This is a genomic window from Caulobacter sp., from assembly GCF_049283275.1.
Taxonomy (GTDB): domain Bacteria; phylum Pseudomonadota; class Alphaproteobacteria; order Caulobacterales; family Caulobacteraceae; genus Caulobacter.
Genome location: NZ_JBAPVS010000089.1, coordinates 1 through 21,432, shown reverse-complemented (window position 1 = coordinate 21,432; position 21,432 = coordinate 1). Strand labels below are relative to the sequence as shown.

At 65.8% G+C, this 21,432-nt stretch carries 24 protein-coding genes; 11 read left to right on the top strand and 13 right to left on the bottom strand.

Features of this window, described 5'->3' with window-relative positions; genetic code table 11:
* Positions 1-49: 49 nt before the first annotated feature.
* Together tcyL and tcyJ are read right to left on the bottom strand one after the other, a co-directional pair.
* A complete protein-coding gene (gene tcyL, locus WAL33_RS04440; RefSeq protein ID WP_422178888.1) occupies positions 50-706 on the bottom strand; it encodes a cystine ABC transporter permease in 657 nt (218 codons plus the stop codon).
* A gap of 2 nt (positions 707-708) precedes the next feature.
* The gene (gene tcyJ, locus WAL33_RS04435; protein WP_422178886.1) at positions 709-1,515 is read right to left on the bottom strand and encodes a cystine ABC transporter substrate-binding protein; all 807 of its coding nucleotides are present in this window, start codon (positions 1,513-1,515) and stop codon (positions 709-711) included.
* Positions 1,516-1,686: 171 nt separating this feature from the next.
* Between tcyJ and WAL33_RS04430 the strand changes: the two genes are divergently transcribed.
* Positions 1,687-2,886, top strand: a complete 1,200-nt coding sequence (locus tag WAL33_RS04430) for a M48 family metallopeptidase (RefSeq protein WP_422178884.1) — start codon at positions 1,687-1,689, stop codon at positions 2,884-2,886.
* Between the two features lie 20 nt (positions 2,887-2,906).
* A complete protein-coding gene (locus WAL33_RS04425; protein WP_422178882.1) occupies positions 2,907-3,386 on the top strand; it encodes a nuclear transport factor 2 family protein in 480 nt (159 codons plus the stop codon).
* A gap of 44 nt (positions 3,387-3,430) precedes the next feature.
* Here the strand turns inward: WAL33_RS04425 and WAL33_RS04420 are convergent, their stop codons facing one another.
* On the bottom strand, positions 3,431-4,546 hold the full coding sequence (locus tag WAL33_RS04420) for a beta-ketoacyl-ACP synthase III (RefSeq protein ID WP_422178880.1): 1,116 nt from the start codon (positions 4,544-4,546) through the stop codon (positions 3,431-3,433).
* A 313-nt stretch (positions 4,547-4,859) separates the two neighbouring features.
* Between WAL33_RS04420 and WAL33_RS04415 the strand changes: the two genes are divergently transcribed.
* Positions 4,860-5,387 carry a porin family protein gene (locus tag WAL33_RS04415; protein WP_422178878.1) on the top strand — a complete coding sequence of 176 codons (528 nt, stop codon included), beginning with the start codon at positions 4,860-4,862 and terminating at the stop codon, positions 5,385-5,387.
* Between the two features lie 73 nt (positions 5,388-5,460).
* Here WAL33_RS04415 and WAL33_RS04410 read toward each other — a convergent pair whose 3' ends face one another.
* Positions 5,461-5,880 (bottom strand): DUF805 domain-containing protein, encoded by a 420-nt coding sequence (locus WAL33_RS04410; RefSeq protein ID WP_422178876.1) that lies wholly within the window; start codon positions 5,878-5,880, stop codon positions 5,461-5,463.
* A 181-nt stretch (positions 5,881-6,061) separates the two neighbouring features.
* On the opposite strand from WAL33_RS04410, the gene WAL33_RS04405 reads away from it, so the two are divergent.
* The gene (locus WAL33_RS04405) at positions 6,062-6,448 is read left to right on the top strand and encodes a hypothetical protein (RefSeq protein WP_422178874.1); all 387 of its coding nucleotides are present in this window, start codon (positions 6,062-6,064) and stop codon (positions 6,446-6,448) included.
* Positions 6,445-7,422, top strand: coding sequence for a sterol desaturase family protein (locus WAL33_RS04400; protein ID WP_422178872.1), 978 nt, complete (start codon positions 6,445-6,447; stop codon positions 7,420-7,422). Before WAL33_RS04405 ends, WAL33_RS04400 begins: the two co-directional genes overlap by 4 nt.
* Before the next feature lie 132 nt (positions 7,423-7,554).
* On the opposite strand, the gene WAL33_RS04395 is transcribed toward WAL33_RS04400, so the two are convergent.
* The 3 genes from WAL33_RS04395 to WAL33_RS04385 all read right to left on the bottom strand — a co-directional run bounded on the left by WAL33_RS04395 (position 7,555) and on the right by WAL33_RS04385 (position 11,610).
* Positions 7,555-8,787, bottom strand: a complete 1,233-nt coding sequence (locus tag WAL33_RS04395) for a hypothetical protein (protein WP_422178870.1) — start codon at positions 8,785-8,787, stop codon at positions 7,555-7,557.
* Positions 8,788-9,964: 1,177 nt separating this feature from the next.
* Positions 9,965-10,972, bottom strand: a complete 1,008-nt coding sequence (locus WAL33_RS04390; RefSeq protein WP_422178868.1) for an NUDIX hydrolase — start codon at positions 10,970-10,972, stop codon at positions 9,965-9,967.
* Positions 10,969-11,610, bottom strand: a complete 642-nt coding sequence (locus tag WAL33_RS04385) for a YfbR-like 5'-deoxynucleotidase (protein WP_422178866.1) — start codon at positions 11,608-11,610, stop codon at positions 10,969-10,971. The genes WAL33_RS04390 and WAL33_RS04385 overlap by 4 nt, the downstream gene beginning before the upstream one ends.
* A 153-nt stretch (positions 11,611-11,763) precedes the next feature.
* On the opposite strand from WAL33_RS04385, the gene WAL33_RS04380 reads away from it, so the two are divergent.
* Together WAL33_RS04380 and WAL33_RS04375 are read left to right on the top strand one after the other, a co-directional pair.
* Positions 11,764-12,576, top strand: a complete 813-nt coding sequence (locus tag WAL33_RS04380; RefSeq protein WP_422178864.1) for a universal stress protein — start codon at positions 11,764-11,766, stop codon at positions 12,574-12,576.
* 34 nt (positions 12,577-12,610) lie between these two features.
* Complete coding sequence (locus tag WAL33_RS04375) at positions 12,611-12,982, top strand: hypothetical protein (RefSeq protein WP_422178862.1); 372 nt, start codon at positions 12,611-12,613, stop codon at positions 12,980-12,982.
* 63 nt (positions 12,983-13,045) lie between these two features.
* Here the strand turns inward: WAL33_RS04375 and WAL33_RS04370 are convergent, their stop codons facing one another.
* From WAL33_RS04370 to WAL33_RS04345, 6 genes are all read right to left on the bottom strand, one after another.
* The gene (locus tag WAL33_RS04370; RefSeq protein ID WP_422178860.1) at positions 13,046-13,894 is read right to left on the bottom strand and encodes a hypothetical protein; all 849 of its coding nucleotides are present in this window, start codon (positions 13,892-13,894) and stop codon (positions 13,046-13,048) included.
* Between the two features lie 86 nt (positions 13,895-13,980).
* A complete protein-coding gene (locus WAL33_RS04365) occupies positions 13,981-14,850 on the bottom strand; it encodes an AAA family ATPase (protein WP_422178858.1) in 870 nt (289 codons plus the stop codon).
* Between the two features lie 153 nt (positions 14,851-15,003).
* Complete coding sequence (locus WAL33_RS04360; protein ID WP_422178856.1) at positions 15,004-15,390, bottom strand: primosomal protein; 387 nt, start codon at positions 15,388-15,390, stop codon at positions 15,004-15,006.
* A gap of 106 nt (positions 15,391-15,496) precedes the next feature.
* Positions 15,497-16,078 (bottom strand): UDP-4-amino-4,6-dideoxy-N-acetyl-beta-L-altrosamine N-acetyltransferase, encoded by a 582-nt coding sequence (gene pseH, locus WAL33_RS04355; protein ID WP_422178854.1) that lies wholly within the window; start codon positions 16,076-16,078, stop codon positions 15,497-15,499.
* Entirely contained in the window at positions 16,075-16,794 is a 720-nt protein-coding gene (locus WAL33_RS04350) for a cytidylyltransferase domain-containing protein (RefSeq protein ID WP_422178852.1), read from the bottom strand. The genes pseH and WAL33_RS04350 overlap by 4 nt, the downstream gene beginning before the upstream one ends.
* A gap of 93 nt (positions 16,795-16,887) precedes the next feature.
* A complete protein-coding gene (locus tag WAL33_RS04345) occupies positions 16,888-18,684 on the bottom strand; it encodes a tetratricopeptide repeat protein (protein WP_422178850.1) in 1,797 nt (598 codons plus the stop codon).
* A 186-nt stretch (positions 18,685-18,870) separates the two neighbouring features.
* Between WAL33_RS04345 and flbT the strand changes: the two genes are divergently transcribed.
* The 4 genes from flbT to WAL33_RS04325 form a co-directional block, all read left to right on the top strand.
* The gene (gene flbT, locus WAL33_RS04340; protein WP_056439974.1) at positions 18,871-19,266 is read left to right on the top strand and encodes a flagellar biosynthesis repressor FlbT; all 396 of its coding nucleotides are present in this window, start codon (positions 18,871-18,873) and stop codon (positions 19,264-19,266) included.
* The gene (gene flaF, locus WAL33_RS04335) at positions 19,256-19,618 is read left to right on the top strand and encodes a flagellar biosynthesis regulator FlaF (RefSeq protein ID WP_422178848.1); all 363 of its coding nucleotides are present in this window, start codon (positions 19,256-19,258) and stop codon (positions 19,616-19,618) included. The genes flbT and flaF overlap by 11 nt, the downstream gene beginning before the upstream one ends.
* Positions 19,619-19,875: 257 nt before the next feature.
* Entirely contained in the window at positions 19,876-20,694 is an 819-nt protein-coding gene (locus WAL33_RS04330) for a flagellin (protein WP_422178846.1), read from the top strand.
* Positions 20,695-21,013: 319 nt separating this feature from the next.
* Positions 21,014-21,432: flagellin (locus WAL33_RS04325; protein WP_422178845.1), on the top strand; the 419-nt coding region annotated here is incomplete at its 3' end.

Below are 21,432 nucleotides of genomic sequence, written 5' to 3'. Positions count from 1 at the left end.
AAACGTTTGACCAGGCCCTTGGCTTCGATCGCGCTCCCCAGGATCTTGCTCATCGGCGGCCCTCCGCCTGGCGTTCCAGCCGGGTCTGACCCAGGGCCAGCACACTGGACAAGATCCAGTAGAGGGCGGCGGCGGCCAGATACATGGCGAAGATCTCGTACGTGCGGGCCGTGATCAGCTGGGCCTGGCGGAACAGTTCGGGCACCTGGATCGTGGCGGCCAGGGAGGTGTCCTTGACCAGGCTGATGAAGCTGTTGGACAGGGGGGCGACGGCGGTGCGGGCGGCCTGGGGCAGGATCACCCGACGCAGGGCCTGGCCGCGGCTCATGCCCAGCACGCTGGCGGCCTCCCATTGGCCCTTGTCCACGGCGGCGATGGCGCTGCGCAGAATCTCGCCGGCATAGGCGCCGATATTGATCGAAAAGCCGATTCCGGCCGCCAGCAGCGGCGGCAGCTGCACGCCCAGTTGCGGCAGGCCGTAATAGATCAGGAACAGCTGCACCAAGAGCGGCGTGCCCCTGATCGCCGAGACATAGACCGCCGCCGGCCAGCGCAGCAGCCGCGTGCGCGACAACCGCATCAAGGCCAGGCCGAAGCCGATGACCAGACCCACGCCCATGCCGATCAGGCTGAGCAGCACGGTGTAGCCCGCGCCTTTCAGGAGGAGCGGGGCGGACTGGGCGACGAGATCAAGGGCGGGGGTCATCCTTACTTCGTCACGTCCGTCCCGAACCACTTGGTCGAGATCGCCGCCAGCTGGCCGTTGGCGCGCAGGGCGTCGATGGCCTGGTCGATCGTCACCTTCATGGCCGGGTCGCGCAGCATGGCCACGCCCATGCCCTGGCTGGCGAACGGCGGTCCCGAGGCGACGAAGTCGGGCGTGGTCTTGACGAAGTCGGCGGCCACCAGCCGGTCGTTGAGCACCGCGTCGATGCGGCCGGCCTTCAGGTCCTGGTACTTGGTGGGGTCGTCATCATAGGTGCGGACCACGGCGGAGGGCACGTTGGCCCGCAACCAGCTCTCGTAGTTGGTGCCCAGGCCCACGCCCACCTTCTTGCCGGCCAGGTCGGCCGGGGCCGCGATGCCGATCTGGCCCTTACGCACGATGATCTGGATGCCCGAGACGGTGTAAGGCCGCGAGAAGTCGTATTTGGCCGCCCGCTCCGGCGTGATGGTGATCTGGTTGATGACCACGTCGATGCGCCTGGATTCCAGCGCGCCTAGCAGGCCGGCGAACGGCGAGGGGTGGAACTCCGTCTTGACGCCCATCTGGGCGGCCAGGGCCTTGGCGAAGTCGACCTCGAAGCCGGCCAACTGGCCGTCCTTGTCCTGGAAGTTGAACGGCGGATAGGTGCCTTCCAGCCCGATGCGCAGGACCTTGGTCGCCTCAACGCGCTTGAGGCCGCTCTCGGGAACGTCACCCGTCTTGCCGCAGCCGGACAGGACGGCCGTCGCGCCCAGGCTCAGGCCCACGCCGATGGCGATCAGAAGTTCACGACGAGCGGGGAATCGCATGCGAGCCTCGGAAGACGAAATCATCGGCGCATTTCTATACGCCCCGCGCGCCGCCGCCAGAGGCAAGCGTCGCGGTCGCACCGCCGCGTCCAATCTGACCGAGATTTAACCTGACGGCGGGGCCGCGCTCTGGCTTCCTGCGAGGCTGGGACGTTCATTGGGGGAATTCCATTGGCTCTGTTCGATCCGGTCGCCGCCACGGCGGCCTATCTGGCGCAACTGCCGCCCGAGGCCCACGCCAAGGCCACGGCCTACACCCAGGGCGGCCATTGGCTGTTGCTGTGGGGTTTCCTGGTTTCGGTCTTGGTCTCGTTCCTGATCGTGCGCAGCGGCGTGCTGGTCGGATTGCGGCGAAGCCTGGAGCGGCGCAAGCCGCGGCCGGTGCTGGTCAGTTTCGCGGTCGGCGTCGCCTATCTGCTGATCGACTGGCTGCTGTCGCTGCCTTGGTCTGCCTATTCGAACTGGTGGCGCGAGAAGTCCTATGGCCTGACCAGTCAAGCCTTCCTGGGCTGGCTGGGCGAGGGGGTGATGTCGATCGTCATTTCGGCGATCTTCACCGGGCTGTTCCTGGTCGCCCTGTACGCCCTGATCCGCAAGGCGCCGCGCACCTGGTGGCTGTGGAGCGGCGGGCTGACGGCGGGCTTCGTGGTCATCAGCCTGCTGATCGCGCCGATCTATATCGAGCCGCTGTTCAACAAGTACACGCCCGCGCCGGCCGGCCCGGTGCGCGACACGGTGGTGGCGATGGCCGAGGCCAACGGCGTGCCGAGCGACAAGATCTTCGTCTATGACGGCTCCAAGCAATCCAACGCCTACACCGCCAACGTCTCGGGCCTGTTCGGTTCGGCGCGGGTGGCGATGAGCGACACCATGTTCAAGCAGGGCGCGGACATCGCCGAGGTGCGGGCCGTGGTCGGCCATGAAATGGGGCACTACGCCCACCAGCATGCGCTGTGGATCGCCGGCGTGATGAGCGTGCTGGCGATCGTGGCCTTCTTCCTGATCGACCGCCTGTTCGCCCCGGTCGCGACCTTGATGGGCGCCGACACGGTCAGGGGCGTGGCCGATCCGGCGGGCCTGCCGGTGCTGAGCGTGATCCTGGCCGTCCTGGGTCTGCTGGGCACGCCCTTGACCAACAGCCTGATCCGCCTCGCCGAAACCGACGCCGACAATTACAGCCTGGTGCATTTCAACGAGCCCGACGGTTTGTCCAAGGCTCTGGTCAAGACCATCGAATACCGGGCCGCGACGCCCGGCCGCCTGGAGGAGGTGCTGTTTTACGATCACCCCGCCGTGGGCAGCCGCATCCGCACCGCCATGGATTGGAAGGCGGCGCATCCACCCAGCCCGCCGACGGCCCCGACCCCATGATCTTTCTTAGGAGACGCCCCGTGAACAGGCACTTGCTGGCCGCGATGGCCGCGCCCCTGATTATGCTGTCGGCGCCCATCCCGGCTCACGCCCAGGCCGCGGCCGCGGCGACCCCAGCAACCTCGACCTCGCCCGAAGCAGCGGCGTTGGAGAAGCTGAACGCGGAGTGGCTGACGGCCTACAAAACCCACGACGGCGCGGCTCTGGAGCGCATTCTGGCCGACGACTTCGAGGCGATCTATCCAGGCGGTCGGGTGATGAAGAAGGCGGATCTGGTCAAGGCCGCGACCAATCCGGCGCGCACGGTCTCCGATATCGCCTGGGACGACCTGAAGATCCTGGTGTTCGGCGACGTCGCCGTGGTCCGCGCGCGCAGCCGCATGATCGGCAAGACCGCGGAGGGCGACTTCGCCAGCACCAACGACTACGCCGATGTCTATGTGAAGCGCGCCGGCGCCTGGCGCGCCGTGTCGGCCCACGTCGTGCGCGTGACCGAATAGGTCGACACCGGGATCAGACGCTCGCGCCTGGTCCCGGATCGTTCCTACCGTTTGCGGACAAACACCGTGCCCGCCGAGTAGCCCGCGCCGAAGCTGCAGATCAGGCCCGTCTCGCCGGGCGCGAAGTCGTCATTGGCGGTGTGGAAAGCGATGATCGAGCCGGCCGAGCTGGTGTTGGCGTAGGTGTCCAGGATGATCACGTTCTCGCCGGGCTCGGGATCGCGGCCCAGCACCTTGCGGGCGATCATGTCGTTCATGTTGATGTTGGCCTGGTGAAGCCACAGCCGCTTGAGGCCCGTCGGATCGACGCCGATGTCGTCGGCATGCTCGGCGATCATCTGGCTGACCATCGGCACCACCTCGCGGAAAACCTTGCGGCCTTCCTGCACGAACAGCTTGTCCTTGGCGCCGATCCCCTCGGGGGCCGTGCGGTTCAGGAAGCCGAAATTGTTGCGGATGTTGTTGGAGAACTGCGTCTTCAGCCGCGTGCCCAGGATTTCCCAGCCGCCGCTGGCCTGGCTTTCCTCTTCCAGGATCACGGCCGTGGCCACGTCGCCGAAGATGAAGTGGCTGTCGCGGTCGGTGAAGTTCAGGTGGCCCGAGCAGATCTCGGGATTGACCATCAGCACGGCCTTGGCGCTGCCGGTGGCGATGAAGTCCGCGGCGGTCTTGATGCCGAAGGTGGCCGACGAGCAGGCGACGTTCATGTCGAAGGCGAAGCCCTCGATGCCCAAGGCCTGCTGCACCTCGATGGCCATGGCCGGATAGGCGCGCTGCATGTTCGAGGCCGCGCAGATCACCGCGCCGATCTCGGAAACCGGCTTGCCCCAGCGGGCGATCGCCTGCCTGGCGGCCTCGACGGCCATTTCGGCCAGGATCGAGATTTCCTCGTTGGGGCGCTCAGGCAGGATCGGACGCATGACCTCGGGGTCGATGATCCCGGTCTTGTTCATCACGTAGCGGGCCTTGATGCCCGAGGCCTTCTCGATGAATTCGGGCGAGGAGGGCGCCAGCGCCACGACCTCGCCGGCGGCGATCGCCTCGGCGTTGGCGGCGTTGAAGCGCTCGACATAAGCGTTGAAGGCTTCGACCAGCTCGGTGTTCGAAACGCTGAACGGCGGGGTGTACAGCCCCGTGGCGACGATGACGGCTTTAGACAAGGCGGCGGTCCCGGTGACACTGGCGCGCCCTGCCTCTGAAAAGTGGCGGCGCGTCTTTCGGTTTGTGGCGATCAATAGCACGCCTGACGCCCGCGTCACCTTTCCCCGCGCGGCAGGGATGTCACACCTCGTGGCTTTCGGCGCGGAAGGCGGAACGATTCAGCGCCGCCACAATCGCCACGGACATGTCGGAAACGACACGCAATGGCCCCAAACGGGTCCGGCCAGGGTCCAAGACCGGCCCCATGGCAAGGCTATCCAGGTCAGGTCGAGGCGCTCCCCCCCAGCCTCGCCAGTGCCAAGGAGTACAACAATGAAAACTCTCATGACGACGGCCGCCCTGGCCGCCCTTTCGGTCGCCGCTGTTCCCGCCCTGTCGCACGCTCAAGAGGTCTACGGGACCCTGGGCTACGCCGGTTCCCGCGCCGAGGGCGCCGACACCGGCGCGGTGCAGGGCCGCCTGGGCGCCAAGCTCACCCCGCACTTCGGCGTCGAGGGCGAACTGTCCGGCGGCGTCAAGGACGACAACATCGACCAGGCCGGCGTCCGCTCCAAGATCGAGCAGACCCATCAGGCCGCGGTCTATGGCGTGGCCTTCCTGCCGGTGACCCCGAACATCGACCTGATCGGCCGGGTCGGCTACGGCAACAGCCAGTTCAAGCAGACCCTGGCCGGGGTCGAGAGCAAGTTCGACGCCGACAGCGTCAATTACGGTGTCGGGGCTCAGTACAAGGTCGACGACAAGAACGGCGTGCGTCTGGACTACACCCGTCAGCAATATCGCGACAACGACGCGGCCGACGCCAACGTGGTGTCCGTGGGCTACGCCCGGAAGTTCTAAGCAATAGGGCGGTAACCCGGGACGCGCGCCTCCTCGCGGGGGCGCGCGTCCTGATTCCGGGGCGAGGTCGCCGCTAGCCGGCCGCCGCCGCGACGTCGCCGCTCGCGCCCTTCGGGTCGGGGCCGAACCGATTAGGTCCCGGCGTGCCGGGCAGCAGGTAGAAGACCAGCAGGACCAACCCGCCGATGACCGGCAGAAGACTGATCAGCAACCACCAGGCCGAACGGTCGGTGTCGTGCAGACGCCGGAAGGTCACAGCGAGGCTGGGGACGATGATCGCCAGCCCGAAGATCGTGAACAGGCCCATCAGGGCCATGCCCAGGCCGTTGACCGCCCCATAGCGCGACGGATCGAAATTGCCGGTCGCGGCCATCAGCACCCAGTAGACGATCTCCACGAGCGCGATGAAGAGGGCGAACAGCCAGAACTCCAGGCGACGCGCCCGGCCGGAGAATTCCGCGTACTTCTTCAGCGGCTGGAACATCAACGACATCCGAAACTCCTGAAAACCCGCCCGCTCTGTGGCGGACATTCAACCTTGGGCACGAAAGCGGGGGAGGTAAACACCCAAGGTGTCGGCGCGCCGCCGTCAGGTCGCCCTTGACGCTCGCGGCCCGGAGCGTGACGCTGGCGTCAAGATCACGGGAGGAAGCGTCGCTTTGGACAAGGCGCTGTTGATTCAGTTGCTGGGCTCGGCCGTGGCCGTCAGCCTGCTGGTCGCCCTCGCGGCCTGGGCGCGGATTCCGCGTCCGACCCCGCCGCTCGACGCGCAAAGCGCGCGCGCCCTGCTGGCGGTGGAGTTCCCCGACGACACCATCGACACCCTGTGGATCGCCGCCGACGGCGCGGGCCTGATGGCGCGCTCGGGCGAGCGGGCCCTGATCGTCTGGCGCAAGGGTGACGGCTACGTGGCCCGCGACCTGGCCTGGAGCGCCGCCCTGGCGGCCAAGACCCACAAGGGCTTTGTCGTCGTGAAGACCGCCGACGCCGCGCCCCGCCTGGCCCTGAAGGACGGCGCCTGGCCGCCGCCGCAGTTCGTCTCGCATGAGGTCGCCGCATGAAGACCTTCGACCCCGTCCAGATGGCGATCCCGTTTTTCGTGCTGGCCGTCATCCTCGAGATCGTCCTGGCCCGGATGGGCAAGGCCAACGCGCGCTATGAGGCCAAGGACACCGCCATGTCCCTGAGCCTGGGCCTGGGCAGCAGCGTCGCGGGCGCGATCCTGGGCGGCGCGATCTTCGCCGCCACAGTCTGGGTCTGGCAGCACCGGATCTTCACGATCCCGATGACCGCCGTCTGGGCCTGGGTGATCCTCTTCTTCGCCGAGGACCTGACCTACTATTGGTTCCACCGCATCGCCCACGAGCGAAGGGTCTGGTGGGCCAGCCACGTCAACCACCACACCTCCACCCACTACAATCTGTCGACCGCCCTACGGCAGACCTGGACGGGCGGCGTCGTGGGGACCTGGCTGCTGTGGCTGCCGCTGTCGTTCCTGGGCTTCCCGCCGGCCATGGTGGCCATCCAGAAGGGGATCAGCCTGATCTACCAGTTCTGGATCCATACCGAGGCCATCAAGCGCATGCCGCGCTGGTTCGAGGCGGTGTTCAACACGCCCTCGCACCACCGGGTGCACCACGCCCGCAATCCCCGCTATCTGGACGCCAACTACGCCGGCATCCTGATCATCTGGGACCGGATGTTCGGCACCTTCATTCCGGAGACGGACGACGAGCCCTGCCGCTACGGGACGGTCAAGAACCTGGCCAGCTTCAACCTGCTGACCAACGTCTTCCACGAGTTCATCGGCATCGGCAAGGACGTGGTCAGGCACCCGCGCCACGCCCCGGGCTACATCTTCGGCCCGCCCGGCTGGAGCCACGACGGCTCGCGCGACACCTCGCACACCCTGAAGGCCAAATGGCGGGCGCGGCTGGCGCGGGAAGGGGAGGTCGCCTTGTCGCCGCCCGAGGGGGCGCGGCGATCGGCGGAGCCCGCGCCGCCGTCGAAAGCGGACTCTCCGGTCGTCAGCTGAGAGGTGATGAGCGGACAGATCCTCCCCCTCTGCGGGCGGTGGCTCAGATAGCGCTCCACGCAACCGGCTTTGCCCGAAGGGGCGATTGGTGGCTTTGGCGGGACGAAACAGCGGTGATCGACATGGCCGAGATCAGGCTCGGATGTCGCTGAAATGCGAGCGCCCATCGAAGAAGTTGGGGAACCCGTTGGCCGCCCCCCACTCCATGAGCCCCAGGGTGGGTTTGTTGTTGGCCTGCCGGGCGCCCCAGGCCTCCTGGGTCTCGGCCGTGTCCAGGCCGGCGAACGTCCCACCGGTCGCCTTCAGGATCTGTTCGGCCCGCCACTTGGCCAGCTCCGGCCCCTTCATGCCGGGCGGCTGGTCCCAGTCGATCTGGTTGCTCCCCGGACCGCTCATCGCGCCGCTGTTGTAGACCGTGGCGATGACCTCGCCGTTCTTGGTGACCTGGCCATAGGGCTGGTCGTTCTGGGCGGCGGCGGCGTCCTTTGCGGCGTTGACCCAGCCGTCCAGCATCTCGTGCCAGGCCTTGGCGCGCGCCTCCATCTCCGGCCGCTGCTGCTCCAGCAGCGCCATGCGCGCCTGGATTTCACCGCTGGTCGGCGCCGCCACGCTCAGAGGCGGCTTGGGGACGACTGCCGGCGCCGCGTCCGGGTCGAGGGTGAAGACCGGAGCGGACGCCGCCGCCATCCGAGCCGCTGGGGCGTGGACGGCCTGCCGGGACGAAACCGCGTCGATCGACATGGAAGGATCAGACCCGATGTCGCTGAGACGCGCGCGCCCATTGAAGAAGTCCGGGACCCCATTGGCCGCGGCCCATTCCGTAGGCGTCATGCGCGACGGGAGCTTGGCCTGCTGGGCGACCCAGGCCTCCTGGGTCACCGCCGTATCGAGGCTGGCGAACGTCCCGCCCGTCGCCTTCAAGATCTGTTCGGCGCGCCATTTGGCCAGTTCAGGGCCCTTCATGCCGGGCGGATGCTCCCCGTCGATCTGGGTGGTGCCCGGACCGCTCATCACGCCGCTGTTGTAGACCGTGGCGATCACCTCGCCGTTCTTGGTGACCTGGCCATAAGGCTGGTCGTTCTGGGCGGCGGCGAAGCCCTTCGCGTAGTCGCCATAACCATCGAGCTGCGCGCGCCAGGCCTTTTCGCGGGCCTCCATCTCCGGCCGGACCGCCTCCCACCGAGCCGTCATCGCCTCCATGTCGAGGCCGGACACCGATAGGACCCCAGTGGGCTTGAAGAGGGGGCCCGGCTTCGCTGCCGGCGCCGCATCTGTTTCCAGGGTGAAGGCCGGGCTCGACGAGGCCGCCGCCTGGCTCTTGGGCGTATAGATGGGCTGCTGGGACGAAACCGCATTGATCGACATGAGGGCTCCTGCGGGTAAACGGGACCAATCCGCAGGAGCAGCAGCAAGCGCCATGCCAGACGCTTGCCGCTTCTTTTCAATGACTTAGCAAACCCACACTCATAAGAAATGCAACCTTCGGCAAATGCTGCCGACTAAAGGTTGCACACACCCCGATCGAGATCAGGCCCGAGCGCCGTCCGGGACCGCGCCAGTTGGCCCGGCGCGCGGGCCTTCCTGCCGTAGACGGCCTCGAACAACGGGGTGGCCGAAACCGGACCAAAAAAACTTATCCCCATCGCTCCCGGCGTGTTTCCCTAACGAAAACAACGCCGATAATCCACTTATCCCCACTCTCTCGCGCTGCGGCATAATCAGAACATCTCAAGGCGATGGGGAGGGCGCTAAGGCCTGCGACCTTCGCGGCCTTGGGGTGCGGTCGAGCGGGCGCGCTCGTCGGCGGCGGTTCCGCAAGGGATCGCCAACTTCATCCATCTGGTGCTGGCCGAGCCTGGAACACAGAAACGGCGTTGGATGAGGGCCGATGGCGCGACAGGCTTGCGGTGACGCAAGCGTTCCGGGACCGGGCAACGCGAGCCCGGCCCGCCCGTCGGGGGCTTAAAGTCGGCGAGGCCCGAACAGGGCCGACCGCCGGACGCTCCCGGATAACGATCGCGCGGAGCGTCGGTCCTGGTCGAAACGGTATTTCTTCAAACAGCTTCCGGGCCTGGCCCGGCGCTCCGCGTCCCTCCCCGAACTTCAGCGGCTTGCCGCGTGAGGCGGCAAGTCGTGTCCATAACCGCGCCAAGGAGGCGTCATGACCAGGTCCAAGACCCGAGCCCGGCTTCGCGCCACCCGGCAGCCGATCAGCAACAGACCGACCCCATGGGCGACGACAGCGGGCGAACCCCCAAGAGGATGGCCTACCTCCGTCGCAACATCCGCCGGCGACTGAGGATGGCGGCGGCGAGCCGGGCGGCGCGGGCGGCGGCGCCTCGGAACGAGGATTAGGGCTTATCGACATTCAGCGTCTGAGACGAAAACCTCGTCCCCCAAGTGCTTTTTGGCGACAAGCTCAGGATGAGGTTTTTCTACCGCCCGGACTCGAAAATGGTCCTCATCCTGAGCCTGTCGAAGGACGAGGACCACGCACCGAGCGTGAATGTCGATAGGTCCTAAGGCGAGTGTGTGTCCCCGATCAGTCCCGCAGCAACGGCAGGCTCAGCCCCATGGCCGGCCGCGCCGCCAGGATCTCGCGTCTGAAGCGGAACAGCTCGGCCGGGCGGCCGCCGGTGTCGGCGTCCTGGCGGCCCAGGCCCTCCACCAGGTCCTCGCGCTCGACCACCCGGCGGAAGTTCTGCTTGTGCAGCGGCACCCCGGCGATGGCCTCGACGGTGCGTTGCAGGGCCGAGAGGGTGAACTCGGCCGGCATCAGCTCGAACACCACCGGGCGGTACTTGATCTTGCCCCGGAGGCGCGAGAGGCCGGTGGCCAGGATGCGGCGGTGATCCGAGATCATCGGTTCGCCCAGGGCGGCGGAAAGGGCCGCGGGCTCGGCGGGGTCCTGGCCCTCGGCCCGGGCCCGGTCGCGGGCGGCCTCGGGCGCCAGGCTGGCCTCGTAGAGCAGTTCATAGCGCTCCAGCACCCGCTCCTCGTTCCAAGGCGCGCCGTCCAGGGCGAAGGCCAGGCGGGCGCGGGACCACTTGCCGGCGTCGTCACGAGCCCAGCGGCGCAGGGCCGGAGCGATGGCCTCGTCCAGCAAGGTGGGGCGGCCGTGGCGCCAGTCCTCCCACGGGAAGAAGGCCGACCACGGGGCCCAGGCGGTGTCGGGCGCCTGGGTCTCGACGGCGGTGGGGGTCAGGCCCAGATAGCCGACCGAGACGACCCGGGCCGCGCCGGCCCCCATCTCGGCCCGCGGGGCGTCGCGGCCCTCGTCGCCGAAGGTGTAGAGCTGCTCCACATAGCCCAGCTGGAAACGGGTCTGCTGGGTGACAAAGGCCCGCAGGCCCAGCTCGAACGTGCGGTGGCCGGCCGGGTCGAACGGACCGAACGGCAGGCCGGGCAGGGGGCTGGCGATGTCGGTGATCGCGTCGTGCGGCCGCACGGTCAGCACCACGGCCTCGCCGTCGCGGATAGCCACCACCACCGCCGACAGGCCGATGACGACCGACGTCGAGCCTCCACCTTGATTTTGGGGCCCCGTCATTCGGTTTCGAACGCCATGCCGGGCGCGGACTCGAAACCGGCCGCGCGGGACAGCACATGGAAGCGCTGAACATAGCGGGCCTGGGCCTCGAACGGCGGCAGGGGCAGGATCTTCAGGTCGTAACCGGGCGGGGGCGAACCGAAGATCGACAGGGATTCGGCATGGTCGAAGCCGGCCAGTTGGGTGGCCTCGAAGAAGGCGCAGGCGCGGTCGGCCTGCTTGATCAGCTTTTTGATCATCGGCGGAGTCTTCGGCGGCAGGCCGAAGCGGATGTGGATGGCGTCCTCCAGGCGGGCCTCGAAATCCTTATAACTGACGCCCAGCGCCGCCTTGAACGGGCTGATCATGTCGCCGATCACATATTCGCTGGCGTCGTGCAGCAGGGCGGCCAGCCGCCATTTGGGCTCCAGATCGGGCCGGATGTGCGCGGCGATCTCCTCGACCACCACGCTGTGCTGGGCCACGGAGAAGCCATGCTCGCCTGTGGTCTGGCCGTTCCAGCGCGCCACCCGGGCCAGGCCGTGGGCGATGTCCTCGATCTCGATGTCCATGGGCGAGGGATCCAGCAGGTCGAGCCTGCGTCCCGACAGCATGCGCTGCCACGCCCGGGGCGGAGTTTTATGCAGCCCTTTGGCCACGAATTCGTTCCTTACGGTGAAGGTGCAGGCCCTATCTGGTCTGGACTGGCCCATCGATTGAGAAAGATCAATGAGGCGTGGGTGGTTGCCTGTGGAAATGGGGCCTGTTGAATGGGCCTCACCGTTCTGCGGGCCTGGACCGGGAGATCGATCATGAGCTGGGCGAGAATCATGGCGCCGCTGGCCGGCGCGACCGCCGACCGGGGGCTTTTGGAGTCGGCCAGGGTGCTGGCCGAGGGTTTCGACGCCGAATTGGCCTGCGTCCACGCCCCGGCCGACATGGCCGACCTGATGCCCTGGATGGGCGAGGGCTTCATGGGCGGCGTGCAGGTCACGGCGCTGGAAAGTCTGAAGGAAGCCGCGGTCGAGGGCCACCACACCGTCGACAAGATGGTGGCCGAGCTGGGCTATGCCCGCAGCAGGGCGATCAGTCTGGAATCGCCGGTCTGGGCGGGCCTGGCCATGGAGGGGCGACTGTCGGACGTGATCGTCTTCGACAACGCCGCCGCGCGCGGCAAAGGTCCGCTGGCCGAGGCGTTTCAGCAGATGATCGCCGACGAGCAGCGTCCCGTGGTGGTGGCGCGGCCTGGGCTCAAGGTCGGCGGAACCGTCATGGTGGCCTGGGACGGCGGCAAGGAGGCCAGCCGGGCCATGCGCACCTCGCTGCCGCTGCTGCAGAAGGCCGCCAAGGTGGTGGTGGCCGGCGCGCCGGGCGTCTCGTCGCGCAGCTTCGCCCTGGAGCGGCTGGTCGAGTTCCTGGCCGCGCGGGGCGTCGTCGCCACATCCAAGGTCCTGGACGGTTCGGGCGATGCGGCGGGATTGCTGTTAGGAGCGGCCAAGGAGGTCGGGGCCGATTTCCTGGTGGCCGGCGCCTTCGGCCATCCTCGCCTGCAGGAGTTCATCTTCGGGGGCACCACGCGAAGCCTGCTGAACAACGACGGGCCCTCGTTGTTCCTGTCGCATTAGACCGTTGTTTTCGTTGAAATAGGAGGACGTCCAAATGTCCCTGTCACGCATCGTCATGCGCCTGGCCCGAAATCCCGGCACCGAGTTCGCGGGAGGCGACGACCATCGGGGCTACGCCCTGACCGCGCCTCTGACCGAGGACGGCCACCTGGACGCCGCGGCCTATGCCAAGGCCAAGGACGAGTGCGTGGTGCGCCGCTTTGCTCCGGACGAGGACGCGGCGGACGGCCGCCTGAACCGTCGCGGCGAGCGGTGGTTTTTCGACTATGACGCGGGCGGGGACCTGGACGACGAGCCGGTCCATCGCCTTGGCCAGCACCGGTTTGCCACGGGAGAATATGTCACCGTCACCGACGAGGACGGCCGGCCCCTGACCTACAAGGTGATGGAGGTGACGCCGGTTTAGGGCGTCACCGCACTTGCCCCCACCTGGCGGCTTCGCCGCCTGTCCGCCCCCATAGGAGGCGGATCAACCCCCGACGTTGTGTTTCACCAGCCTCTTCATGTCCTCGAAGATGTCGTGGTCGCTGCCGTCGCGCCCCTTGGCCTTGACCACCGCCACGGCCAGCGGGCCGCCCTTGGGGCCGCGGGCTTCGTAGCCGACGACACGGTAGCCGCTGGCCGCCTTGTCGCTGGCCAGGATCAGGGTGGCGCGCACGCCGTCGCCGCCCTTGCGCTGGCGGATCTGGGCGCCGTCGTCGGTGGCGTGGATTTCGGTGTCGCCCTCTTCGTCGCTGCTGGACTTGACGCTGACGTTCGAATTGCCGCCGTTGGTTCGCTCGGTGACGTGCTTGACGGTGTCGCCGTCGCGGACCGTGACGTTCTTGGCCACTCGGACCTCGGCCCCGTCGTCATTGGCGTTGATGCTCAGGCCGCCGATCCTGATGTCGGCGCCCTTGTCGTGGGCGTCGATCTTGATTCCGGGCAGGCTGATCTTGGCGCTCTCGCCGCGCGGCCTGCCGCCGGGCGGGGTCGGCGGCGTGGGCGAGGACTTCATGGCCGGCATCAGGGCCTTCAGGTCGGCTTCGATCGGCGCCAGGGCGGCCTCGGCGTCGCCGCCGTTCAGGGCGATCAGGCTAAGGGTCACCTCGGCGTTCTGGCCGCCATAGAGGCAGCTTTGGCCGTCGGCGGCGGCGCTGAGACGGGTCAACTCGCCCTGCTTGTCCGGGCAGTCCAGCTTGCTGATCACCCGCAGCGGCGCGCCTTTGCCGGACGATTTTTGCGCCTCATCCTTGACGAGGGTCCTGGGCGAGCAGGCGGCCAAGGAACAGGCGGCAAGGGCGGCCACGCTCACGGCCAACAGCGGCAGGTGTCGCATCGAAGGAATCTCCCGTTCGGCGCGAACCTGATCTGCCGGCGAGCGGAAATCCAATGAAATCGCGGTAACGGCCGCGACTGCCCCGCCTACTGGCCTGGGCGCGCCCCCGAACCCTCGCGGCGAGCCAGGAAGGCCAGGCGCTCGAACAGGTGGACGTCCTGTTCGTTCTTCAACAGGGCGCCGTGCAGCGGCGGAATCAACTTGGTCGGGTCCTTCTCGCGCAGGGTGGTCTCGTCGATGTCCTCGACCAGCAGCAGCTTCAGCCAGTCCAGAAGCTCCGAGGTCGAGGGCTTTTTCTTCAGGCCCGGCACCTTGCGCATGTCGTAGAAAATCCGCAGGGCCTCGGCGACCAGCTTCTGCTTGATGCCCGGGAAGTGCACGTCGACGATGGCCTGCATCGTCGCTTCCTCCGGGAAGCGGATGTAGTGGAAGAAGCAGCGGCGCAAGAAGGCGTCCGGCAGCTCCTTCTCGTTGTTCGACGTGATGATGATGATCGGCCGAACCTTGGCGGCGATCGTCTCATTGGTCTCGTAGACATAGAATTCGTTGCGATCGAGCTCTTGCAGCAGATCGTTGGGGAACTCGATGTCGGCCTTGTCGATCTCGTCGATCAGCAGCACGGGGCGGGTCGGGGCTTCGAAAGCCTCCCACAGCTTGCCCTTCTTGATGTAGTTGCGGACGTCCTTGACCCGCTCGTCACCCAGCTGGCTGTCGCGCAGGCGGGTCACCGCATCGTATTCGTACAGGCCCTGCTGGGCCTTGGTGGTCGATTTGATGTGCCAGGTCAGCAGCGGCGCGTTCATCGCCTTGGCCACTTCGTAGGCCAGCACCGTCTTGCCGGTGCCGGGCTCGCCCTTGATCAGTAGGGGCCGTTCCAGCGCCACGGCGGCGTTGACGGCCACCTTCAGGTCGTCGGTTGCGACGTAGTCGGCGGTGCCTTCGAAGCGAGAGCTCATGCGGTTTCCTGACGGCGTCTCGAATAAGGACGCCTCGAACAGTTGTTCAAATCAGGACTAACCTACAGACCAACGGTCGGCTGGATCAAGCCGGCTTGTGGTCGCGCTTCGTCGCGAGGTTTCAGCAACCCGGCCGGCCTTGTCCAGCAGGCATCAGCTTTCCTTGGCGTAACCGAGCGCCTCGATGTCATCATCCGCCAGTTCCGTGGATTCAAAATCGGCGGTGCTGTCGTCATCGTCCGAGACGGAATCTTCGAGATCCGCGTCGTCACCGGCGATCGCACTGAGCGGTTCGCGCTCGACGTCCAGTCCCTCGTCGTCGCGTTCGCCCTCGAGATCATCGTCGATGCCGTCGGCGTCCTCGTCTTCAAAGCCGTCGACGTCATCGTCATCCTCGTCGTCGTCGCCGTCGGCCTGGGTCACATCGTAGACATCGTCCAATTCGTCGAAATTGGCGATGTCCTCGCCGTCCTCAGTCAGGTTGGTCTCGTCCAGGACTTCGGCGCGGTCCTGGTCGTCATAGTCGATGTCGGTGGGCATGGCAGGCTCCCTGAAACCGAGGTGGGGGCGAGAGCGGCGCGCTCCCGTGGTCTCGGCTTCAACCCGTCGTGCGCGACGATTGTTCCGTGAATTTCAGATGACGGATCTAGGCGAAGGGAACGGCGTAGCCCTTTTCCAGCAAGCGCTGAACCATCTGGTCGCGCCTCGAGGACCAGTCGCGGGCCAGCAGGCCAAGCCCGACCACATTGGCCGGCGCGCCGTCCTTGATCACGTGATGGCGAAACAGCGCCTCGCGCTGGAAGCCGTAACGCTCGTGGAGTTTCCAGACGCTCTCGTTGGACAACAGCACCTCGCACCACAGCTTGTCGAACCCAAGGGTTCCGAAGACGTATTCGATCATCCAGAACTCGATGTAAGAGCCGACGCCCAGGCCGCGCACGGAGGGGCTGGCCAGGTAGTAGGCCCAGGCGCAGCGACGGTTTCGGACGTCGATGTCGGCCAGGTTGGCCAAGCCCACCGGTTCGCCGTCGACCTCGATCACCCAGTAGCGACGGCGGGCGTCGCCGGCCATGCCGTCAAACCAACGGTCATGCTCTGCTTGGCCGATCTCGTGGTCGGAATACATGAAGGCCGCGACCTCGGGACTGTTGCGCCAATCCAGCAGCCTCTGACGATCGTCTTGCGTAACATCGCGCAGAATGACGACGTGCGAGGTTTGCAGGGTCATACGCGACGATCTCCCCCCAGGGCGGCCAGGTCTGGCCGGCTTCGTACGAAGGCGCGGACGTCGTCCGACGTGAAGGTCGGATTGCCAGCGTAGAGTCCATCGTACACGGCGCGGACGAAGTCCAGATCGTCGGGCCGATCAACCGTCCAGCGTACGTCGCCCTCATCGGCGGTCTGCTCCAAGCCCGCGATCTTGAAGCGGTGGGGATGGCGGTAGAGGAAAGGCGTAACGTGTTCGTGGTCGTAGAGATCTGCCGTTTCGTTGGCGGCGATCCTTAGCGCTGCGGATTCGAAGACCTCGACGTCCAGGCCTTTGGCGAAACTACGTCGGATCGGTGTGTTGGACGTATAGTCGGCGTTCGACCGTTCATGCAGCGCCAGGGTCTGGTCGATCACCTGTGGATCGGCCAAGGGGCAGTCGGCCGTGAGGCGCACGACGGTGCGGACAGGGCCGAAGGCCTGGATCGCGCCGATATAGCGCGCCAGCACGTCGTCCAGCGATCCGCGGAATACTGGGACGCCGACGGCGTTCAGGCAGGCAGCCAGCGGATCGTCGCTGGCCTGGTCTGAAGTGGCGACGACGATTCGCTCCAGGCGGGTGGAGCGATTGAGCCGCTCGATCTGCCGCAGGATCATCGGCGCTCCGGCCACATCGGCCAGAACCTTGCCGGGAAGCCGCGTCGAGGACATGCGGGCTTGGAGGATGGCGAGCGGCAATGGCGTACTCACAGTTGGAACCGGATCTTGGAACCCTAGCGTCGGAGTTCGTCCACGGTTGAATGGGGTCGCCTCATAGTGAGGCCCAATGGCTCAACCGATCGAGAAGCGGTCGCGTAAGGCCTCGCTGACCGACTCCATGGTCGGGTTCCAGGCGTTGAAATCCGGCGTGATGAAGCAGCGGGTCTGAGGATACCAGGGCCACGTCTGGGCGCCCAGGCGGGTCCACGAGGCGGCGCCGGTCAGCATCCAGATCGGCGCGCCGCAGGCGCCGCCCAGATTGGTGGTGGCGTTCGAGAAGCCGATGATCAGGTCCATGGCGCAGCATAGGGCGGCGACGTCGTCGAGGTCTTGCTTCAGGTCGATTCCCGGCGGCTGCCAGATGTCGACGCCGAACTCCGCCTTGGCTAAGGCGATCTCCTCGCTGCAGTCGCCGTATTGCAGATTGACGAAGGTGAGGCCCGGAACCTCCAAGATCGGCCGCCACAGCATGAAGGGCGAAAACTGGCGAGCGCGTTCGCCGTTCAGCTTCAGACTCTTCCAAAGCAACCCGACCTTTGGGCCCGCGGGCGCGCTCTCCAGGGTCCGCCGCCAATGTTCGACCCGCGCCGGATCCGCCTGGAGGAAATTGGGCCGATTGGGAAAAGCATCCACGCTGGGACGGAAGGTCTCCAGCAGATCGCCCAACGGCGTCCAGAAGTCGATGCCGCTCCAGTCCTCGATTTCCGGCGCGCCCCGAAAGACGCGGCCCTCGAACGCGACCGTCTTGTGCGGGAAGACGGCGGCCTTAGGGAAAGAGCGTTCGAACAGCGGGATCAGTCGGCGCTCGACCGCGATGGTCAGGGCGCCGTCGGGACCCAAGGCCTTGATCACATCGGGCAGCATGTTGGCGAACATCACCTCGTCGCCCAGGCCCTGCTCGGCGCAGATCATCAGCGACTTGCCGGCCAGGTCCATGCCTGGGCGCCAGCGCGGGGCCTCGATGGTGAAGCGCGGCGCTTCGACCAGATCTTTGGAGAACCGGGCCCCATAAGCCTTCCAGCCTTCCTTGACCCGCCCCAAAGCCAGCAAGGTGGTCGCGCGGCCAAACTGCATGGTCGCCAGATCCTCGGCCGATCGTGCCGCGGCGATCGCCAGATCGCAGTCGGCCAGAGCGCCCTCGACATCGCCGAGGTCGAGCTTGGCGTAGGCTCGGTTGTGGTAGCCCTTGCCGAATTGCGGGGCCAACCGCAGGGTCTCGTCGAAGAAGGTCAGGGCCGTCTTGCCGTCACCCAGGCTGCACATCACCGTGCCCAGGGTGTTCCACAAGATCGGCTCAGTGGGATTGTCGTTGAGGGCCGGGCGCAGAATCTCGATAGCCTCTTCGCAGCGATTGAGGTCGCGTAGGGCGCAGGCCAGATTGTTGACGCCCTCCAGGTCGCCGGGGCGGGCGTTGACGTAGTGCATGAAGAACTTGGCGGCGATCTCCGGCATCTCCATGCGGAAGGCCAGGCGGCCCAGGTCGCCGGCGACGGCGCCGTGGTCGGGCAGCAATTGCAAGGCCGCCTCGTAGCAGCGCATCGAGCCGGCGAAGTCGCCGATCTTCTCACGGGCAATGCCCAGAACGTGCCAGGCCACGCCCTGCTTGTCGTCGCGTTCCAGCGCCTTGATCGCCAGCTTTTCGCCCTTGACGAAGTCGCGGTTGTGCATGGCCTGGATCGACCTGGCCAGCAGTCTGGCGGTTTCCTGGTTCCGGACCTCGGTGGTCTGGCGATCCAGCCGCGCCAGAGCTTCGGTGGAGGCGGCGTCGCCGGCCGCGGTCTTGAAGCCAAGGTTAACGGCCTGGGCGACAGCTTCCTGAGCGCTGGCTAGGGCGCCGACCGAGATCTTGGTGTCGCGACTGCGGGGCATCTATTGCAAGCCTTGGCGATTGGAGAGCGCCATCCTCTGGGTCAGTATGCTTAATTGTATCCTAAAGCTGCGGCTCACGGTCGCGGGCTTGGCAAGGGGGCGTTAACCGCCTCCGCCTAGTTTCTGCTCCGAACTGTCATTTCCGACGGGTGGGGGCGACGCAGCAATGCAAGAGGGAGCGGCCTGGTGCCATTGAAGCTGTCGTTGAAACCCGGCGAAAAATTCGTGCTGAACGGCGCGGTTGTCCAGAACGGCGACCGTCGCGGCGTCTTGGTGCTCCAGAACAAAGCCTCGGTGCTGCGTGAAAAGGACATCATGCAGCCCGATGAGGCCACCACGCCGGCGCGTCGGATCTATTTCCCGGTCATGATGATGTATCTGGATGAGGCCGCCGCCGAGCGTCAGTACGAGGAGTTCGCGACCCGCCTGACCGAGTTCATGGGCGTGGTGCGCAATCCAGACGTGCTGAGCGACTGCATCGCCATCTCAAAGCACGTCATGGCGCGCGAGCACTACAAGGCTCTCATGCTGAGCCGCAAGCTAATCGAATACGAAGATCAGAGGTTGGGGCATGTCTCTTAGCGCCTATCAACAGACGGCGACGCGGACCGAAAATCCGCGCGAGATGGAATATCGTCTGTTCGGTCAGGTGACGCGTGCGTTGATGACCGCGTCCCAGGCGCCGGCTGACGATGTCGCCACGCGCATCAACGCGCTCGACTGGAATCGGCGTGTGTGGTCGGCCCTGGCGACCGACTGCTCTTTGCCGGAAAACACCCTGCCGGTGCAGCTGCGCGCCAGCATAATTTCGCTCAGCCTTTGGGTCGGCCGCCACTCCAGCGCCGTGATGCGCAAGGAGGAAGATTTCGAGCCGCTGATCGAGATCAACCGCATGATCATGCAAGGCTTGGCTGGACGCGCCGACGGGGTTTGATCCCAAGCGCCAGGGCTGGGGAGGGTGCGAAGCCCTCTCCGGCAAATCTTTCCGGAACAATCTGCCGCCCGGCGAATGTTGCATTCGCCGGGCGGTTTTGTGTTTGGCCTGGGGCCTATGAATACATAGAAAAATCAATGAGCTAAGGCCATGGTCTGGGCGGCGCCAAGTGGCCCGCCGCTTGCGAAGGGTTCCGTGGGCAAAACGCCCGGCCGGCAAAACGCCGGGGCAATCCTCCCAAAATGGCGAGAATGACCATGCAGAACTCCATCAACACCAATCCCGGCGCGATGATCGCGCTGCAAAACCTGAACGCCACCAACGCGGAGCTTCAAACCACTCAGCAACGCATCAACACCGGCAAGAAGATCTCGACCGCCAAGGACAACGGCGCGATCTGGTCGATGGCTAAGATGCAGAGCGCGACCTCGACCTCGCTGAACGCCGTGAAGGATTCCCTCCAGCGCGGCCAATCGACGATCGATGTCGGCCTTGCAGCTGGCGACACCATCACCGATCTGCTCGGCAAGATGAAGGAAAAGGCCCTGGCCGCTTCCGACACCTCGCTGAACAGCGCGTCGTTCAATTCCCTGAAGTCGGACTTCGAAAGCCTGCGTGATCAGATCACCAAGGCTGTGACGAACGCCAAATTCAATGGCGCAAGCCTCGTCGACGGCACCACTTCGAAGTTGCAATTCCTCAGCAACTCGGACGGTGTCGCCTACACGGTCAGCGCCAAGACGTTGTCGCTCGTCGGTCTGGGTCTCACGGCCACCTCGTCGTTCACCGACGCGGCGGCCGCCAAGACGATGATCACGGACATCAGTGACGCTCTGGGCACGGCGACCAACAAGCTGGCCTCGCTGGGCACCAGCTCGACGGGTCTGGACATGCATCTGACCTTCACGGGTAAGCTGCAGGACAGCTTGGACGCTGGCGTGGGCAACCTGGTTGATGCGGACCTGGCCAAGGAAAGCGCCAAGCTGCAATCGCTGCAAACCAAGCAGCAACTGGGTGTTCAGGCGCTCTCGATCGCCAACCAGACGCCTCAGTCGATCCTTTCGCTGTTCAAGTGATCGGCGACTAGGCTTCAAGAGGCGATCAAAGCCGGACGGCCTACGGGCCGTCCGGCATTTCTTTTTTCAGGCCCCTGAGTTCGTCGAGCCATCCGAGCTTGGTCTGAATTTGCCCGGCAAAATTTTCCCACACGATCCAATGCTCGGCAATATTTGCCGATTAGATACATGGTAAATCAAACCATAACTTCACTATTTCAAGGTGTTGGCGGTTTTTGCCGACTGGGCATTTTTGGCCCGATCTTTGCTGCGTAGGTTCCTGAGCAAAAAGCTCCCGGCAGTCAAAATGACGTCGGAACCCTTGAATAGGAATGTCGAGATGCCGCTGAATAGCATCAACACCAACGCAGGCGCGATGATCGCCCTGCAGAACCTGAACGCCACCAACGCCGATTTGGGTGTTACGCAACAGCGTATCAACACCGGCAAGAAGGTCGGCAACGCCAAGGACAATGGCGCGATCTGGGCGATGGCCAAGAACCAATCGACCACCGCCAATTCGCTGAACGCCGTGAAGGACTCGCTGCAACGTGGTCAGTCGACCATCGACGTGGCCCTGGCCGCCGGCGACACCGTCACCGATCTGCTGGGCAAGATGAAGGAAAAGGCCTTGGCCGCTTCCGACACCTCGCTGAACAGCGCCTCGTTCAACGCCCTGAAGTCTGACTTCGAAAGCCTGCGCGACCAGATCACCAAGGCCGTCACCAACGCCAAGTTCAACGGCGTCTCGATCGCCGA

Excerpts from the sequence above, each read along its gene's own strand:
- WAL33_RS04345 (WP_422178850.1), bottom strand. The coding sequence starts at position 18,684 with ATGCCCCGCAGTCGCGACACCAAGATCTCGGTCGGCGCCCTAGCCAGC.
- WAL33_RS04360 (WP_422178856.1), bottom strand. The coding sequence starts at position 15,390 with ATGCCCACCGACATCGACTATGACGACCAGGACCGCGCCGAAGTCCTG.
- WAL33_RS04370 (WP_422178860.1), bottom strand. The coding sequence starts at position 13,894 with ATGCGACACCTGCCGCTGTTGGCCGTGAGCGTGGCCGCCCTTGCCGCC.
- WAL33_RS04390 (WP_422178868.1), bottom strand. The coding sequence starts at position 10,972 with ATGACGGGGCCCCAAAATCAAGGTGGAGGCTCGACGTCGGTCGTCATC.
- WAL33_RS04395 (WP_422178870.1), bottom strand. The coding sequence starts at position 8,787 with ATGTCGATCAATGCGGTTTCGTCCCAGCAGCCCATCTATACGCCCAAG.
- pseH (WP_422178854.1), bottom strand. The coding sequence starts at position 16,078 with ATGACCCTGCAAACCTCGCACGTCGTCATTCTGCGCGATGTTACGCAA.
- WAL33_RS04400 (WP_422178872.1), top strand. The coding sequence starts at position 6,445 with ATGAAGACCTTCGACCCCGTCCAGATGGCGATCCCGTTTTTCGTGCTG.
- WAL33_RS04365 (WP_422178858.1), bottom strand. The coding sequence starts at position 14,850 with ATGAGCTCTCGCTTCGAAGGCACCGCCGACTACGTCGCAACCGACGAC.
- WAL33_RS04410 (WP_422178876.1), bottom strand. The coding sequence starts at position 5,880 with ATGTCGTTGATGTTCCAGCCGCTGAAGAAGTACGCGGAATTCTCCGGC.
- WAL33_RS04380 (WP_422178864.1), top strand. The coding sequence starts at position 11,764 with ATGAGCTGGGCGAGAATCATGGCGCCGCTGGCCGGCGCGACCGCCGAC.
- tcyJ (WP_422178886.1), bottom strand. The coding sequence starts at position 1,515 with ATGCGATTCCCCGCTCGTCGTGAACTTCTGATCGCCATCGGCGTGGGC.
- WAL33_RS04375 (WP_422178862.1), top strand. The coding sequence starts at position 12,611 with ATGTCCCTGTCACGCATCGTCATGCGCCTGGCCCGAAATCCCGGCACC.
- flaF (WP_422178848.1), top strand. The coding sequence starts at position 19,256 with ATGTCTCTTAGCGCCTATCAACAGACGGCGACGCGGACCGAAAATCCG.
- WAL33_RS04415 (WP_422178878.1), top strand. The coding sequence starts at position 4,860 with ATGAAAACTCTCATGACGACGGCCGCCCTGGCCGCCCTTTCGGTCGCC.
- WAL33_RS04330 (WP_422178846.1), top strand. The coding sequence starts at position 19,876 with ATGCAGAACTCCATCAACACCAATCCCGGCGCGATGATCGCGCTGCAA.
- tcyL (WP_422178888.1), bottom strand. The coding sequence starts at position 706 with ATGACCCCCGCCCTTGATCTCGTCGCCCAGTCCGCCCCGCTCCTCCTG.